This window comes from Mesorhizobium sp. P2_D1 (genome assembly GCF_056404455.1).
Window position 1 is genome coordinate 44,005 of sequence record NZ_JBFUDZ010000008.1, and the last position, 14,010, is coordinate 58,014.

17 protein-coding genes are annotated in these 14,010 nt (G+C 61.5%); 13 read left to right on the forward strand and 4 right to left on the reverse strand.

Features of this window, described 5'->3' with window-relative positions:
* Positions 1-174: 174 nt before the first annotated feature.
* The 5 genes from ccoG to AC1D0I_RS09060 all read left to right on the forward strand — a co-directional run bounded on the left by ccoG (position 175) and on the right by AC1D0I_RS09060 (position 5,446).
* The gene (gene ccoG / locus AC1D0I_RS09040; protein ID WP_477394478.1) at positions 175-1,734 is read left to right on the forward strand and encodes a cytochrome c oxidase accessory protein CcoG; all 1,560 of its coding nucleotides are present in this window, start codon (positions 175-177) and stop codon (positions 1,732-1,734) included.
* A complete protein-coding gene (locus AC1D0I_RS09045) occupies positions 1,731-2,228 on the forward strand; it encodes a FixH family protein (protein ID WP_477394480.1) in 498 nt (165 codons plus the stop codon). The genes ccoG and AC1D0I_RS09045 overlap by 4 nt, the downstream gene beginning before the upstream one ends.
* A complete protein-coding gene (locus AC1D0I_RS09050) occupies positions 2,225-4,513 on the forward strand; it encodes a cation-translocating P-type ATPase (protein ID WP_477394482.1) in 2,289 nt (762 codons plus the stop codon). The genes AC1D0I_RS09045 and AC1D0I_RS09050 overlap by 4 nt, the downstream gene beginning before the upstream one ends.
* Positions 4,510-4,662 (forward strand): cbb3-type cytochrome oxidase assembly protein CcoS, encoded by a 153-nt coding sequence (ccoS, locus tag AC1D0I_RS09055; RefSeq protein WP_457153287.1) that lies wholly within the window; start codon positions 4,510-4,512, stop codon positions 4,660-4,662. Before AC1D0I_RS09050 ends, ccoS begins: the two co-directional genes overlap by 4 nt.
* 88 nt (positions 4,663-4,750) lie before the next feature.
* On the forward strand, positions 4,751-5,446 hold the full coding sequence (locus AC1D0I_RS09060; RefSeq protein ID WP_477225696.1) for a CBS domain-containing protein: 696 nt from the start codon (positions 4,751-4,753) through the stop codon (positions 5,444-5,446).
* 73 nt (positions 5,447-5,519) lie between these two features.
* On the opposite strand, the gene AC1D0I_RS09065 is transcribed toward AC1D0I_RS09060, so the two are convergent.
* The 3 genes from AC1D0I_RS09065 to AC1D0I_RS09075 form a co-directional block, all read right to left on the reverse strand.
* Positions 5,520-6,068, reverse strand: a complete 549-nt coding sequence (locus tag AC1D0I_RS09065) for a hypothetical protein (protein WP_477394484.1) — start codon at positions 6,066-6,068, stop codon at positions 5,520-5,522.
* Positions 6,069-6,229: 161 nt separating this feature from the next.
* Entirely contained in the window at positions 6,230-6,499 is a 270-nt protein-coding gene (locus tag AC1D0I_RS09070) for a DUF6455 family protein (protein ID WP_477394486.1), read from the reverse strand.
* Positions 6,500-6,654: 155 nt separating this feature from the next.
* Positions 6,655-7,467 carry a universal stress protein gene (locus AC1D0I_RS09075; RefSeq protein ID WP_477394488.1) on the reverse strand — a complete coding sequence of 271 codons (813 nt, stop codon included), beginning with the start codon at positions 7,465-7,467 and terminating at the stop codon, positions 6,655-6,657.
* A 235-nt stretch (positions 7,468-7,702) separates the two neighbouring features.
* On the opposite strand from AC1D0I_RS09075, the gene AC1D0I_RS09080 reads away from it, so the two are divergent.
* Positions 7,703-9,217 (forward strand): PAS domain S-box protein, encoded by a 1,515-nt coding sequence (locus AC1D0I_RS09080; RefSeq protein ID WP_477226404.1) that lies wholly within the window; start codon positions 7,703-7,705, stop codon positions 9,215-9,217.
* Positions 9,204-9,818 (forward strand): response regulator FixJ, encoded by a 615-nt coding sequence (gene fixJ / locus AC1D0I_RS09085; RefSeq protein ID WP_477394490.1) that lies wholly within the window; start codon positions 9,204-9,206, stop codon positions 9,816-9,818. The genes AC1D0I_RS09080 and fixJ overlap by 14 nt, the downstream gene beginning before the upstream one ends.
* Here the strand turns inward: fixJ and AC1D0I_RS09090 are convergent.
* The gene (locus AC1D0I_RS09090) at positions 9,815-10,039 is read right to left on the reverse strand and encodes a hypothetical protein (RefSeq protein WP_457155418.1); all 225 of its coding nucleotides are present in this window, start codon (positions 10,037-10,039) and stop codon (positions 9,815-9,817) included. The genes fixJ and AC1D0I_RS09090 overlap by 4 nt on opposite strands.
* Before the next feature lie 170 nt (positions 10,040-10,209).
* Here AC1D0I_RS09090 and AC1D0I_RS09095 point away from each other — a divergent pair, with 170 nt between their 5' ends.
* The 6 genes from AC1D0I_RS09095 (at position 10,210) to AC1D0I_RS09120 (ending at position 13,957) form a co-directional block, all read left to right on the forward strand.
* Positions 10,210-10,464 (forward strand): lipoyl domain-containing protein, encoded by a 255-nt coding sequence (locus tag AC1D0I_RS09095; RefSeq protein ID WP_477394492.1) that lies wholly within the window; start codon positions 10,210-10,212, stop codon positions 10,462-10,464.
* A 125-nt stretch (positions 10,465-10,589) separates the two neighbouring features.
* Positions 10,590-11,027 carry a DUF2267 domain-containing protein gene (locus AC1D0I_RS09100; RefSeq protein WP_477394493.1) on the forward strand — a complete coding sequence of 146 codons (438 nt, stop codon included), beginning with the start codon at positions 10,590-10,592 and terminating at the stop codon, positions 11,025-11,027.
* A gap of 2 nt (positions 11,028-11,029) precedes the next feature.
* Complete coding sequence (locus AC1D0I_RS09105) at positions 11,030-11,764, forward strand: phosphoribosyltransferase (protein ID WP_477394495.1); 735 nt, start codon at positions 11,030-11,032, stop codon at positions 11,762-11,764.
* 12 nt (positions 11,765-11,776) lie between these two features.
* Positions 11,777-12,223 carry a pyridoxamine 5'-phosphate oxidase family protein gene (locus AC1D0I_RS09110; RefSeq protein WP_477288364.1) on the forward strand — a complete coding sequence of 149 codons (447 nt, stop codon included), beginning with the start codon at positions 11,777-11,779 and terminating at the stop codon, positions 12,221-12,223.
* A 10-nt stretch (positions 12,224-12,233) separates the two neighbouring features.
* Entirely contained in the window at positions 12,234-13,487 is a 1,254-nt protein-coding gene (locus AC1D0I_RS09115) for an MgtC/SapB family protein (protein WP_477394498.1), read from the forward strand.
* Positions 13,488-13,570: 83 nt separating this feature from the next.
* Complete coding sequence (locus AC1D0I_RS09120; protein ID WP_095080458.1) at positions 13,571-13,957, forward strand: hypothetical protein; 387 nt, start codon at positions 13,571-13,573, stop codon at positions 13,955-13,957.
* Positions 13,958-14,010: the final 53 nt, after the last annotated feature.

The window sequence follows — 14,010 nt, forward strand, 5'->3', positions numbered from 1 at the left end:
TATTCTCATCCCTTCACCGCCCGAGCGACGAGGCCCGGCATGTCCGGGCCTCGGTTTGTTTCGGCAACCCGGTTTGACTTGCATCAACGCGCGTGGCGCTGCCCTGCGGCAAGACTTCCCGACGCTGGCGGCCCAGGCATGGGCAGATTGCCGCCCGCGCGAGTGGAGGTGCATGTGCTGGACAATACGCAGGTAGAACGGCTCGAAGCCGAGGCGGTCAACTCCGCCAAAGTGCGCCAGCCGATGTATGCCGCGCGCAAGAAGATCTTCCCCAAGCGAGCCTCGGGCAGCTTTCGCCAGTTCAAATGGCTGGTGATGGCGATCACGCTCGGCATCTACTATTTGACACCGTGGTTGCGATGGGGTCGTGGTCCGTTTGCTCCGGACCAGGCCGTGCTGCTCGATCTTGCCAACCGCCGCTTCTACTTCTTCTTCATCGAGATCTGGCCGCAGGAATTCTACTATGTGGCCGGCCTTTTGGTCATGGCCGGCGTCGGTCTTTTCCTGGTCACATCCACGGTTGGCCGTGCCTGGTGCGGATATACATGCCCGCAGACCGTATGGGTCGATCTGTTTCTGGTCGTCGAGCGGGCCATCGAGGGCGACCGCAACGCGCGCATGAAGCTCGATGCCGGACCGTGGACCGCCCGCAAGCTCGTGCTGCGGGTATCGAAGCACGCCATCTGGCTGGTCATCGGTGCGGCGACCGGCGGCGCCTGGATCTTCTATTTCGCCGATGCGCCGACGCTGGTCGGCGAGCTTTTCACCGGCACTGCGGCACCCGTCGCCTACATCACCGTCGCCGTGCTGACGGCGACGACCTATACGTTCGGCGGGCTGATGCGCGAGCAGGTCTGCACCTATATGTGCCCATGGCCGCGCATCCAGGCAGCCATGCTGGACGAAAGTTCGCTCACCGTCACCTACAATGACTGGCGCGGCGAACCGCGCTCGCGTCACGCCAAGAAGGTGCAAGCAGCAGGGCAGCCCGTTGGCGACTGCGTCGACTGCAATGCGTGCGTCGCGGTCTGCCCGATGGGGATCGACATTCGCGACGGCCAGCAGCTCGAATGCATCACCTGCGCGCTTTGCATCGACGCCTGCGACGGCGTCATGGACAAGCTCGGCAAGGAGCGCGGGCTGATCTCTTACGCAACGCTCTCCGACTACAACGCCAACATGATGCTGGCGACCGCGGGCGGCTCCGGTTCAGTCAATCCGTCGCTGGTCRGGACCGCTGATGGCCTGTTCTCCGACAAGGTGGCCCATTTCCATATTCGCAAGATCTTTCGCCCACGCACCTATGTCTACATGGGTTTGTGGTCGCTGATCGGCCTGGGCCTGCTCTATTCGCTGCTGACGCGCGACAGGCTCGAAGTCAACGTGCTGCATGACCGCAATCCGCAATTCGTCACGCTGTCCGACGGTTCGATCCGCAACGGCTACACGGTCAAGCTGCTCAACATGATCCCCGAGCCAAGGACGATCGTCGTCACCATGCAAGGCTTGCAAGGGGCTGAAATGAGCGTGGTCGGCGACGACATCCCGGCAGGCCGTTCCTTCACCATTCCGGTCGAGCCCGACCGCCTGAAGATGCTGAAGGTCTTCGTGCGCCAGCCGGCGGATCAGATCCGCGGCATAGCGCAGACCTTCAAGTTCCGTGTCGAGGATAAGGCGAGTTTCGAGGCGGACGAATACACCGCCACTTTCAATGCGCCGGAGACCGCCAGATGAGCGCGAATAAGCAGAAATCCCGCGAATTCACCGGCAGGCACATGTTGGCCATCATCCTCGCCTTTTTCGGGGTGGTGATCGCGGTCAATCTGACCATGGCGACGCTCGCCAACACGAGCTGGACCGGCCTTGTCGTCGAAAACACCTATGTGGCGAGCCAGCAATTCAACAAGCAGGCCGAGGAGGGTCGCGCGCAGGCAGCGCTCGGCTGGACCGGCAAGCTGACCATCGCATGGGGCGAAGTTCGATACGGGCTCACCGACGCCGCCGGCAAGCCTGTTCCCTTGCATGGCGTCAAGGTGCTGTTTCGCCATCCCGCCTACGAGAAAGAGGACAAGGCCGTCACGCTCGCGCTCGCCTCCGGCCAGGAGTTTGCCGCGCAGCACATGCCGAAGGACGGCGTCTGGATCGTCGAGATCGACGCCGATGCCGGTCTGGCGAAACCCTATCGCGACGTCCGCAGGATCATGATTTCCCATGGAGCGCTGCAATGAGCTGTTGTGCGCCGGGCGCTGAAATGGCGCTGGGTGTCTCGAGCACCACATCGGTCCTGCCATCTAGCGAGGAGATCAGGCTGGCGAGCCGATCGCTTGGCGATGACCTTCGCCAGACCGATCTTTCCGTGCCGACGGTTCATTGCGCAGCCTGCATCCAGACGATCGAGACGGCGTTGGGAAAACTCGAGCGCGTCGAGGGCGCTCGTGTCAACCTGTCGACGAAACGGGTCTCGGTCCGGTGGCGTGGGGACGAGGTGCCACCGTTCGTCGCCGCGATTGGGCGGCTCGGCTACCAGGCGCATCTCTTCGCTCCCGAGGCCGACGCGAAGGACAGGACGCTTTCGGAGTTGATCCGCGCCGTCGCGGTTGCCGGGTTTGCGGCGGGCAACATCATGCTGCTTTCGGTCTCTGTCTGGTCTGGTGCCGAAGGCGCGACCCGCGACCTGTTCCACTGGGTCTCGGCGCTTATCGCCATCCCTGCCCTCGCCTTCGCCGGCGGCATCTTCTTCCGCTCGGCCTGGAATGCGTTGCGCCACGGCCGCATGAACATGGACGTACCCATCGCGGTCGGGGTGTCGCTCGCCTACGCCATGAGCCTCTATGAGACGATCAACCATGGCGATCACGCCTATTTCGATGCGTCGGTATCGCTGCTGTTCTTCCTGTTGATCGGCCGCACGCTGGATCATGTCATGCGGGAACGTGCTCGGACCGCCGTGAAAGGCCTCTCGCAGCTGGCGGCGCGTGGCGCCATGGTCCTGCGCACCGATGGAGCACGCGATTACCTGCCGGTTGGCGAGATCGAACCAGGCATGTTGCTGCTGATCGCAGCCGGCGAAAGGATACCCGTCGACGGCAAGATCGTTCAGGGGGCGTCGGATCTCGACTGCTCGCTGGTTTCCGGCGAGAGCACGCCGAAAACCGTGGCGTCGGGGGAACGGGTTCAGGCCGGTACGCTCAATCTCACCGGCTCGCTGACGATCGAGGCGACAGCGGCCGCGAAGGATTCGTTCCTGGCGGAAATGGTTCGGCTGATGGAGGCCGCCGAGGGCGGCCGGGCGCATTATCGCCGGATCGCCGATCGCGTTTCGGCGCTCTATGCCCCTGTGGTTCACCTGACCGCCTTCGTGACGTTCCTTGGCTGGATGGCGGCAACCGGCGACTGGCATAGGGCGATCACCATCGCCATTGCTGTTCTCATCATCACATGCCCGTGCGCGCTCGGCCTCGCCGTGCCGATCGTTCAGGTGGTCGCCGCGCGGCGCCTGTTCGAGAACGGCATCATGGTCAAGGACGGTTCGGCCATGGAGCGCCTGGCGACGATCGATACAGCGGTGTTCGACAAGACCGGAACGCTCACGCTTGGACAGCCTCGGCTCGTCAATGCGTCGTCGATCGACCCAGCCATGCTGGCAATCGCCGCAGACATGGCCGCGCATTCGCGTCATCCGTTTTCGAAGGCCATCGCCGGATTTGCCTCTCCTGGCAGGCAACAAAAGTTCTATGCCGTCACCGAGCATCCCGGGTTTGGGATCGAAGCTGCCGACGCGGGAGCTATCTGGCGGTTGGGCCGACGCGGATGGGCCGGATGGAAGGCCCGGACTGGCGGCGAAGGCAAGCATGGCAATGGCGGAACGGTCCTGACGAAAGACGGCATCATCGTCGCCACCTTCGATTTCGAGGATGCGCTGCGTGCCGACGCCAGGGCGGCAGTCGAGCGATTGAACGATGCCGGGGTGTCGGTGCAAATGCTGTCTGGCGATACCGCAGGCGCCTGCGCCGAAGTCTCGAAAACACTGGGTGTCGGTGACTTCGTTGCGTGCCTGCTGCCGTCCGGCAAGGTCGAATGCATCGAAACACTTGCGAAAGACGGACACAAGGTCCTGATGGTTGGCGACGGCCTCAACGACACGCCTGCGCTGAGCGCGGCGCATGTCTCGATCGCACCGGCGACCGCAGCCGACATTGGCCGCAACGCGGCGGACTTCGTATTCCTGCGCGAAAGCCTTCTGGCCGTGCCTCTCGCACTGAACATCTCGCGGAAAGCCGGGCGGCTGATACGCCAGAACATCGCGATCGCGATCGTCTACAATGCCGTCGCCGTGCCGATCGCAATCCTGGGACAGGTCACGCCATTGATTGCGGCGATCGCCATGTCCGCCTCCTCGCTGCTGGTTATTGGAAACGCGCTACGGCTGCAGGGCTTTGGGGCGCACACTCCAGCAAAAAGCACCGCGGCCGACAGGCGCGCCGGCTTTGGTGCACTGGCACGATCCTCATGACGACGCTCGTCTACCTCATACCTGTGGCGCTGTTCCTCGGCGCGCTCGGGCTGGCCGGCTTCCTGTGGGCCTTGAGGAGCGGTCAATACGAGGACCTCGACGGGGCGGCGGAACGGATACTCATCGACAGGGACGACAAGTCAAATTGACGTCCGTCGACGCCGGAGATGACGCAGATCAAGGCATGCCTCACACAAGGCCCCGATAATGATCCGATAGATGTTGGAGGAGGCAGACATGCAAGCCGCAGCCATAATGACCGCTCCGGTCATCGGAATAGAACCAACAGCATCGATCTCCGATGCGGCAGGGTTGATGCTCTCCAAGAAGTTCAGTGGCCTTCCCGTCATTCGCAGCGATGGCACGCTGGTGGGCATTGTCAGCGAGGGCGATTTCCTCCGCCGGGGAGAACTGGGCACCAACCGCAAACGCTCACGCTGGCTGGAGTTTCTTGTGAGCCCCGGAAGAGCCGCTGACGAATATGTTCAAGCCAACGGACGCCGTATCGAGGAGGTGATGACGACGGATGTCGTAACGGCATCGCCGGGCGTATCGCTGCCCGAGATCGTCGAGCTCATGACGTGCCATCGCGTGAAACGCATTCCGGTTGTCGACGACGGGAAAGTCGTTGGCATCATCACCCGTTCCGACATCCTGCGTGCGCTGCTCACCGTCCTGTCGGCCCCTTCGGCAGCCAGGGACGACGAACGGATCCGCCAGGACATCATCGCCGAGCTTGCGAGGCAGAAATGGGCCGGCAAGGATATGATCGACGTGACCGTGGACAAAGGGGTGGTGGAGCTGAGCGGCGCCATCTTCGACGAACGCGAGCGCCAGGCGGCCATTGTCGCCGCCGAAAACGTCGCCGGCGTAAAGGCAGTGAAGGATAGGCTTTTCTGCCCGGGGCCCCTGTCGGTGGTGCTCGTCTCTTAGTTAGCACCAAAGAATTCGCGGACTCCGCATTGCGCGACCCGACATCCGAATTGGCAAAATGTCCGCGTTGAACCTAGATCAAGGCTACCGCTATCAACGGTCGAAGCAGCAACAGGGCGAATAGAACAAGCGCAGCGCCCGCGACTCTGTCTGCCGCTTTTTTGCCTCCGTTCAGCCGACTGCCGAGCAATATCCACATCGACCCGGTGGCAGCCGTGGTCACTAGGAGCACGATCCAGAAGAGGCCCAGTTCGTACGGCCCCGCGTCTACCGGCACGATTGCCAGACAATAGATAAAGGCTTTCGGGTTGAGTGCAGTGGTTGCCAGAACCGAAAGGCTATCGCCGCCGTCGGACGCGTTGACCCGGTCGGTGCCTATCAGACGCAGGCCAAGAATTACGAGCCATACAGCTGCGGCCAGCTTGAGCACCTGGATGGCGCCGGACGGCAGCAAGGGTCGCAGCAAAAGCCAGCAGGCCGCTGCGATCCCGTAGCCGCAGGCCTGTGCGACCAGGAGTGCAATTGCCTTCTCTCGCTTGACCGCCCCCGCCATCAGAAGAGCGTTGGTTGGCCCGGGCGCGATAAAGAGCAGAAATGCTTCCAGGAAAAATAGAGTGTCCAAAACTGCCTGGTCCCGTGGATGCAAATGTATCACAGAAGAACTCGGTTTGATGCGTTGACTCTCGTCAGCCCCAAACGTCGAACGGCATTCGCAGACCTCTTTGCTGCAAGCAAGCTATAGGACACTAAATACGCACCAGCCCGTGTCTGGCGCTGAAAGCACTATCGGCGGCCGGCCGCATGCTGCAGCCGTGCGATCAGGTCGCGGTTACGGCAGTAATCCGGCGGATCATCCGCTTGCCGGTGTTCGTCGAGCCAGTTCGAGCATTCATCCTGGTGTCCGCAGGAGCGGCAGCGGTCCACCGCCCGATTTGTAACGGCTGCGTGGTCCGCGATGATCTTCAATTGTCTGTCGACGCCGAGCTTCCGCATCATACGGCCCATCAGGGCTGTCCTTGCGTCCACTGAAATCAGGTAGTCGAGAAAGGTCACGTCGGTCACTCCTATTTCTCAGCCATCTTTCCCAGCCATCATCGCCATGTTGGCGACCACTACATTGATCTCGGTCAACAGCGCGACGCACGCTCGGCCATCGTTCCAGCTTGTGACTGCGTGTGGCGACTTGAAGAAGCTGACGCGACACGCGTTCAATAGGACATCAAGCGATTGATGCAGTTGTCCTCGATCAGCGAGCGGGTGACGCCGCCGAATGCCCATTCCCGCAAACGGCTATGACCATAGGCGCCGGAGACGATCAGGTCCGCATGGATCGAGCGCGCGAATGCCAGCAGCCGGTCGCCGTCGGCCTCGCCGGCGATCAGTTCGGTCCGTGCCGTGATGCCGTGATGCTCAAGAAAAACCGCCACGTCGGCGAGACTGTCGCGAATGCTTTCGTCGCGGTCGGTATCGATGGTGGCGACGACAACTTCGTTGGCCTTGGCCAGGAAGGGCAATGCATCCACCATCGCCCGTCGCGCTTCCCGGGTGTCCTTCCAGGCAACAAGCACGGTTTTCGCCATGACATGCTCGACATTGCTCGCGGCGACCAGGACCGGCCGTCCAATTCCAAGTGCGAGGCTGCCGACATCCACGGCGCGAAACACATTTTCGCCTTTCCCGCTGCCGGTAACGACAAGATCGGCGGCTCTGGCCGAAGCGCTGAGGAAGCGGGTTGGGCTGCAAACGGCTTGGCCCCATTCGCTAAAGATCGAAGCGGGAACCAGTTCCTCGAATTCGGCACGCAGTTCGGCAAGCCGTTTTTCGATCTCCGTGCGCTGGATCTGCATGATCTCGCCTTCGTAGACCATGCCGTCGCCTGTCGCGACCAGTGGCGGGACATCTGCTGCCGCCAGACCGATAAGACGGGCTCCAAACCGTTCCGCAAGCTCGATCCCCAATTTCACCATGGCCGCCGGAGGTGCATCCACGGCAAGATTCACGATGATTGACTTGTAGGACATGATGGAGGCCTTTCGCTGGACCGGTGAAATACGATGGTGAAATGGCATCCATCGGCGCTCGACGCCTTGATGCGTGTCAAAGAACCCGCCAATTGCATCCGTGCGAAAAAAGTCGGCCTCGATCCGTTTTGCCTGTACGGAGAGAAGTGATAGTTAGCCTCTCTTGCAGGCGTATCGAGCCCAGGGATCTCAGGTGAGCCAATACGAAGCGCCTATTTTGTCGGCCGGCGGCGCGATGCTGAAATCAGTCTTGTCGCAAATGTTCGAGCAGGCTCCGGGCTTCATGGCTCTGATGCGCGAGCCGGACCATGTCTTCGAACTGACCAATGCTGCCTACCAACGGCTGATCGGCCACAGGCGGGTGATCGGAAAGTCGGTGCGCGAGGCCCTTCCAGAGTTGGAAGGTCAAGGCTTCTTCGAACAGCTAGACCAAGTGTACAAGACCGGCGAACCGTACAGAGGCCAGGGCATGAAGATTGCCCTTCGCAACAACAACGACGAACCGGCAGAAGAGCGCATCCTGGATTTCGTCTACCAGCCGATCAAGGCCGACGATGGTCGCATCACGGCCATCTTCGTCGAAGGCACCGATGTCAGCGAACTGTCCTTTGCGAATGCCGCACTTCGGTTGCGTGAGGATCATCTGCGCTCGATCCTGGCAACGGTGCCAGACGCAATGGTCGTCATCGACGAACAAGGCCACATCCAATCCTTCAGCACGGCCGCGGAAACGCTGTTCGGTTACAAGTCCAGCGAAGTCATAGGCCAGAATGTCAGCCTGCTGATGCCGGCGCCGTATCGTGGCGAACATGATGCCTACCTGCACCGCTATCTGACGACGGGGGAGCGCCGGATCATCGGGCTTGGTCGCACCGTCACCGGGATGCGCAAGGACGGTTCGACCTTCCCCATGGAGCTTTCCGTCGGCGAGATGCACCCGGGAACGGGACGCTTCTTCACCGGCTTTTGCCGCGACCTGACCGAGCGCCATCGGGCGGAAGCGAGAATACAGGAGCAGCAGCAGGAATTGCTCCACATGGCGCGATTTACCGCGCTCGGCGAAATGGCCTCGACGCTTGCACATGAGATCAATCAGCCACTGACGGCCATCACGAACTACCTCAAGGGCAGCCGCCGGTTGCTCGAGAAGAGTACGGAAGAGAACGCCCCTATGCTGCGCGATGCCGTGGAAAAGGCGGCTGAGCAGGCCCTGCGGGCAGGAAACGTCATTCGTCACCTGAGGGACTTTGTTGCGCGGGGCGAAAGCGAGCGTCGGGTCGAACGACTGCCGGCGCTGATCGAGGAAGCTTCGTCGCTCGCCCTGGTCGGCGCAAGGGAGATCGATGTCCGCGTCAGCTACGAGCTTGATCCCGCCGCCGAGCTGGTGTTGACCGACCGCATCCAGATTCAGCAGGTTTTGCTCAACCTCATGCGCAACGCGGTGGAAGCCATGCAAGGTGTACCGCGCCGCGAGTTACACGTGAGGACCGTCGCACGGGAGGATGGGATGGCCGAGGTAAGCGTGACGGATACAGGCACCGGCCTTGCGCCAGAAGTCTCGGCCCAACTTTTCCAGCCCTTCGTCACAACCAAGAAGCAAGGGATGGGGGTCGGACTCTCCATTTGCCGTACCATCGTCGAGTCGCATGGCGGCCACATCTGGGCCGAGCCAATGCCCACCGGAGGAACAGCATTCCGGTTCACATTGCGCATCGTTGAGAAGGAAGAGGTCGCCAATGGCCGGCAATGATCTTGTGCATGTCGTGGACGACGACGTCGACGTCCGCAAGTCGCTTGGGTTTCTTCTCGCCACAGCCGACTTTGCCGTGCGCCTGCATGAATCCGCGACAGCCTTTCTGGCCGCGACGGCAGACAATATTGATGGCTGTATCGTGACCGATGTGCGCATGCCGGGTATCGACGGCATCGAGTTCCTGCGACAGCTTCGGACTCGCGGACATAGGCTTCCGGTTATCGTCATGACGGGCCATGCCGATGTCGCGCTCGCCGTCCAGGCGATGAAGGAAGGCGCTGCTGATTTCATCGAAAAGCCGTTCGACGACGAGATGCTGATCGACGCGATCCGCTCCGCGTTGGCCAATCGCAATCGGATAGATGCAACGCACCCGCAATCCGCGGAAATCCGCGGGCGTCTGTCTGCGCTATCGGATCGGGAGCGGCAGGTGCTGGATGGACTTGTGTCGGGTCTGCCGAACAAGACAATCGCCTATGATCTGGGGATCAGCCCGCGCACTGTCGAAATCCATCGCGCCAATGTCATGAGCAAGATGGCCGCGAGCAGCCTGTCGCATCTGGTTCGCATGGCACTCATCGTGGATCCCAAGCACTAGGGCGACCGAGAGATAGAGTTGCCGATATCTGCCGGTGTCTTGTCCGGCACCCAGTCGCGCCAATGGGTCGGGTGGATGTCGAGATAGGCGCCGGTCGCGGCGTTCCTCCATCCTTTCCGCGTCTTCATGCAGGGAAATACAAGCGCATGCTCGCCATCCTCGTCGAGGACGGCCAGTTCGAGATCGCTGTCGAACGGAGCGCTTAGGATCGGCTTCCACATCACCCTAGGATGCGCGAGATGGCATGCCTCGCCTTGATTTGAATCAGTTTTCGACACCCGAATGCAGCCTCGAGCTGGCTGCCCTGCGTCTGCCGAACCGCACCTTTTGATCGCGATCAATGTCCATCTTGGCGGTTGGGCTACTTTCCCTGCTCATAAGGAGAAACGCGATGCACGAAATCAAGGTCGATGAAGCGCTGTGGGCGTCCAGCATGCTTCCCGAGGGCATTGTGGTGCGATGGTTCGTTGCCAGCGGCACCACGATCAAGGCTGGCGACAGAATAGCTGAGGTTCGAATTGAAGACGCGCTGCATGAGATCGTGTCGCCGGCAAGCGGTCGCGCGACGATCATCGCCCCCGTGAATGCCGTGATCGAACCCGGATCGGTTCTGGCAACACTTGACGATACGATCCGGGCCGACTGACGGCGCATGCCGGCCAACCGATCGGGCATCGTCGGCAGTGGGTCGGATGCAGGAAATTGATCCGGCGCGATGCTCACGCACTCCCGGGATTGGAAGATCAAGCCAGACTTGAGCGAGCAATTGACATGACCCAAATGTCTCACACATCATTTTCTGGCTTTTCCCACGCCGCGCAGCAGGCTCAGCAGTGGGTCAACGAACTCGCCAGGGACCTCTGCTGGAGCGAGCCGAGCGCGTACCGGCTGCTGAAATCTGTTCTGCATACGCTGCGAGACTGGTTGTCGCCTGCGGAAACTGCCGACCTTGCGGCGCAGCTCCCTGTCTTGGTTCGCGGCATCTATTTCGAGGGTTGGCAACCAACGAAAGCACCTGCTTGCAAGCGAACGAAGCGAGACTTCATCATCGATGTCAGAAGCGGTTTCGGCTACGATGACGAAGTCGATTTCGACACTGCGATCGGTGCAGTTTTCAAGCTCCTCGATCGCCATATATCGCATGGAGAGATCACCCAGGTGAGAAATTCGATGAGGAAGTCACTTCATCAACTCTGGCCGGCGGACTGACGATGTTCCGCGACCGCAAAGAGGCTGGAGAGAAGCTCGGCATCGAACTGGGCAAGCTTCAATTGCGCCAGCCCGTCGTGCTCGCGCTGCCGCGTGGCGGCGTTCCGGTTGCCGCCGAAGTGGCCAAAGCTCTGAAGGCACCGCTTGATCTGATTATCGTGCGCAAGGTAGGCGCGCCGGGAAATCCTGAACTGGCCATTGCCGCAATCGTGGACGGCGATCCTCCGGACATCGTGCTGAACCGGGAGATTGTCGAAGCCTACTCGCTCGATGATGACGCACTTCGCATCTTGATCGCGCAGGAACGACCCGAGCTTGAACGTCGCCGGCTCGCCTATCGGGCAAAGCATCCACCCTTATCGATCGCGGGGAAGACGGCGATCATCGTCGATGACGGCGCGGCAACAGGAACGACGATCAAGGTTGCCATTCGTGCCCTGAGAAAACGAGCCCCCAAGGAGGTCGTCGTAGCAGTTCCTGTTTCACCGCGCGATACGATATCGGAATTGGCTGGCGAAGCCGACCGGGTGATTTGCCTTAGTCAACCAGCGCGGTTCGGTGCACTGGGCTACCACTACTTGTCGTTCCCTCAGCTTTCCGACAGCTCTGTTGTCGCTGCAATGGACGAAGCTGCCCTGCGGCAAGCGACCCGCCAACGCAAGAATCTCAAGAAGCCCGCCGGCCGCCCCACAATCGAGACTGAGCGGCAGCGTGACGGGGCCACCTCGAAAAAGTAGGAGATCGCACCGATGCTGATCCGTAGCCTTTCTGCCTTGGAATGCACGAAATTGCTGACCGCCAACCGGATCGGTCGTTTGGCATGCGCGAAGGACGGCCAGCCTTACGTCGTGCCGATACACTATGCCCATTCAGACAATCACCTTTACGCGTTTTCGATGCCAGGCAAGAAGATCGAGTGGATGCGAGGCAACCCGCTGGTGTGCGTTGAGGTCGATGAACGCGGCAAAGGGCGAGGATGGAGAAGCGTGGTGGTCGACGGCCGCTATGAGGAACTGCCGGATCAGATCGGCCACAAGGTCGAGCGCGACCATGCATGGTCCGTGCTCAGCAAGCACGCGGACTGGTGGGAGCCCGGTGCCCTCAAGCCGGCAATACCTCCCGTTTCAGACAGCGCGTCGCCTGTGTTCTTCCGAATTCTGATTCAGCAGGTGTCGGGCAGGGAAGCGGGCGAGTAAACTGCCTCCCATGGATCCGCTCATCGCCCGGCTCGGACTCGCCTTGGCAATCGGCCTGCTCGTCGGACTGGAGCGTGGCTGGCGGGAGCGGGACGCACCCGATCGCAGCCGTACGGCCGGTATTCGAACCTTCGGCATATCCGGCCTGCTCGGTGGCATTCTGGCCGCCCTGGCCGAAGCCCTTGACGCGGTTTCGGTGCTGGTCGCGGGGTTTATCGCCTTTGCCGCGATCTTCGCATGGTACAAGGCGCGAGAAGCTGCTCATGACCAGGATTTCAGCGTCACCTCGGTCATGGCCGGCCTGGGCGTGTTCGCGCTTGGCGCCCTTTGTGTAGCCGGCGACTATCGGGTTGCTTGCGCTGGAGGGGCCGCGCTCGCGGCGGTACTTGCCAGTCGCGAGGTCCTGCACGGCCTGTTGCGACGACTGACCTGGATCGAGCTTCGTTCGGCGTTGATCCTGGCGGTAATGACCGCGATTGTCCTGCCCTTGCTGCCGAACCGGACCATGGACCCATGGGGCGGTTTCAATCCTTGGGAGGTCTGGTTCCTTACGGTGCTGATGGCGTCGATATCGTTCGCTGGCTATGTCGCCGTTCGCGTTCTTGGAACCACGCGGGGTCTGCTCGTCAGCTCGCTCGTCGGTGCAATCGTCTCCTCCACAGCCGTGACCGTGGCGCTTGCCCGCAACGCGACGTCGTCGAGCAATCCGCTACCGCTGGCAGGGGCAGCTTCGCTGGCAGCGATGATCTCATCGCTGCGCGTTTGCGTGGTGGTTTTGATTATCCAGCCAAGCGTATTCGTCCCAGCCGGCATTCCGGCGATTGCCGCGGCATTCGCCTTCGCGGCCTGCGGCGCATTTCTGTTGGCGCGCGTCGGCGGGGATCAAAAAGGTGGTGGGCTGACGCGCAATCCATTCGAACTTGGTCCATTGCTGCTCTTTGCCCTGCTCTTTGCGGTGGTCTCGACCGCCAGCGCCGCACTGGCGGGTCAATTCGGCGGGCGCGGCTTGCTGGCGAGCTCGGCGCTTGCCGGAACGTTCGATGTCGATGTCTCGGTGCTCAGCGCGTTGCGCCTGGTCAGGCATTCGGTCCCTGTCGAGACCGTGGGGCAGGCAGTGCTGGCGGCGCTGGCGGCAAACGCGACCGGTCGCGTCTCGCTGGCGGTCGTTGCCGGCCCGGTCAGGTTCTGGTTGCCGTTGGCCGTGGCGACCCTGATCGCTGCAGCCGCCGGTTACTGCGCCATGGTGCTGCTAGCGACCTTCTGACTGCGCAGAAACGACGGCCCCTTTGATCGGGATCAAGGCCAAATCCGGTCGTCGCGCTATGAACTCCGTCAAGGGAGTTCGCCATGACCGATCTGAAAGATCTTACCCCGAAGTTCCGGCATGTCCGGCTACTGCTTGCCCGCGAGAAGGGCCATCCGGGCGGCGATCGCGAAGAGGGCTATGATGTGCTCGCCCCGTTGAAGAGCGACGGTCGGATCGACGCCGACGAGTGGAAGTCGCACCGGGGTTCCTGCCGCGTTCGCCGTTTTCGTGCTGACGAAGAAGACTTGGTCGGTCTTCTGCGGCGCAAGCCCGGTGGACAGTGGTACTTCGACTATGCAGAAGGCGACCGCGATGACGAGATCGGCTTCCACCTCGGCGACGAACGTTTCGTCACCGGCGAATACGTGTCCATCGAACGCAACGGCACCATGCACACCTATCAGGTGGCAAGGGTCGAACGGCCTTAGAGATATGACGCCTGGAAGCACGAGGCGAGCGGCTCGAACAAAATGCGCAAGCT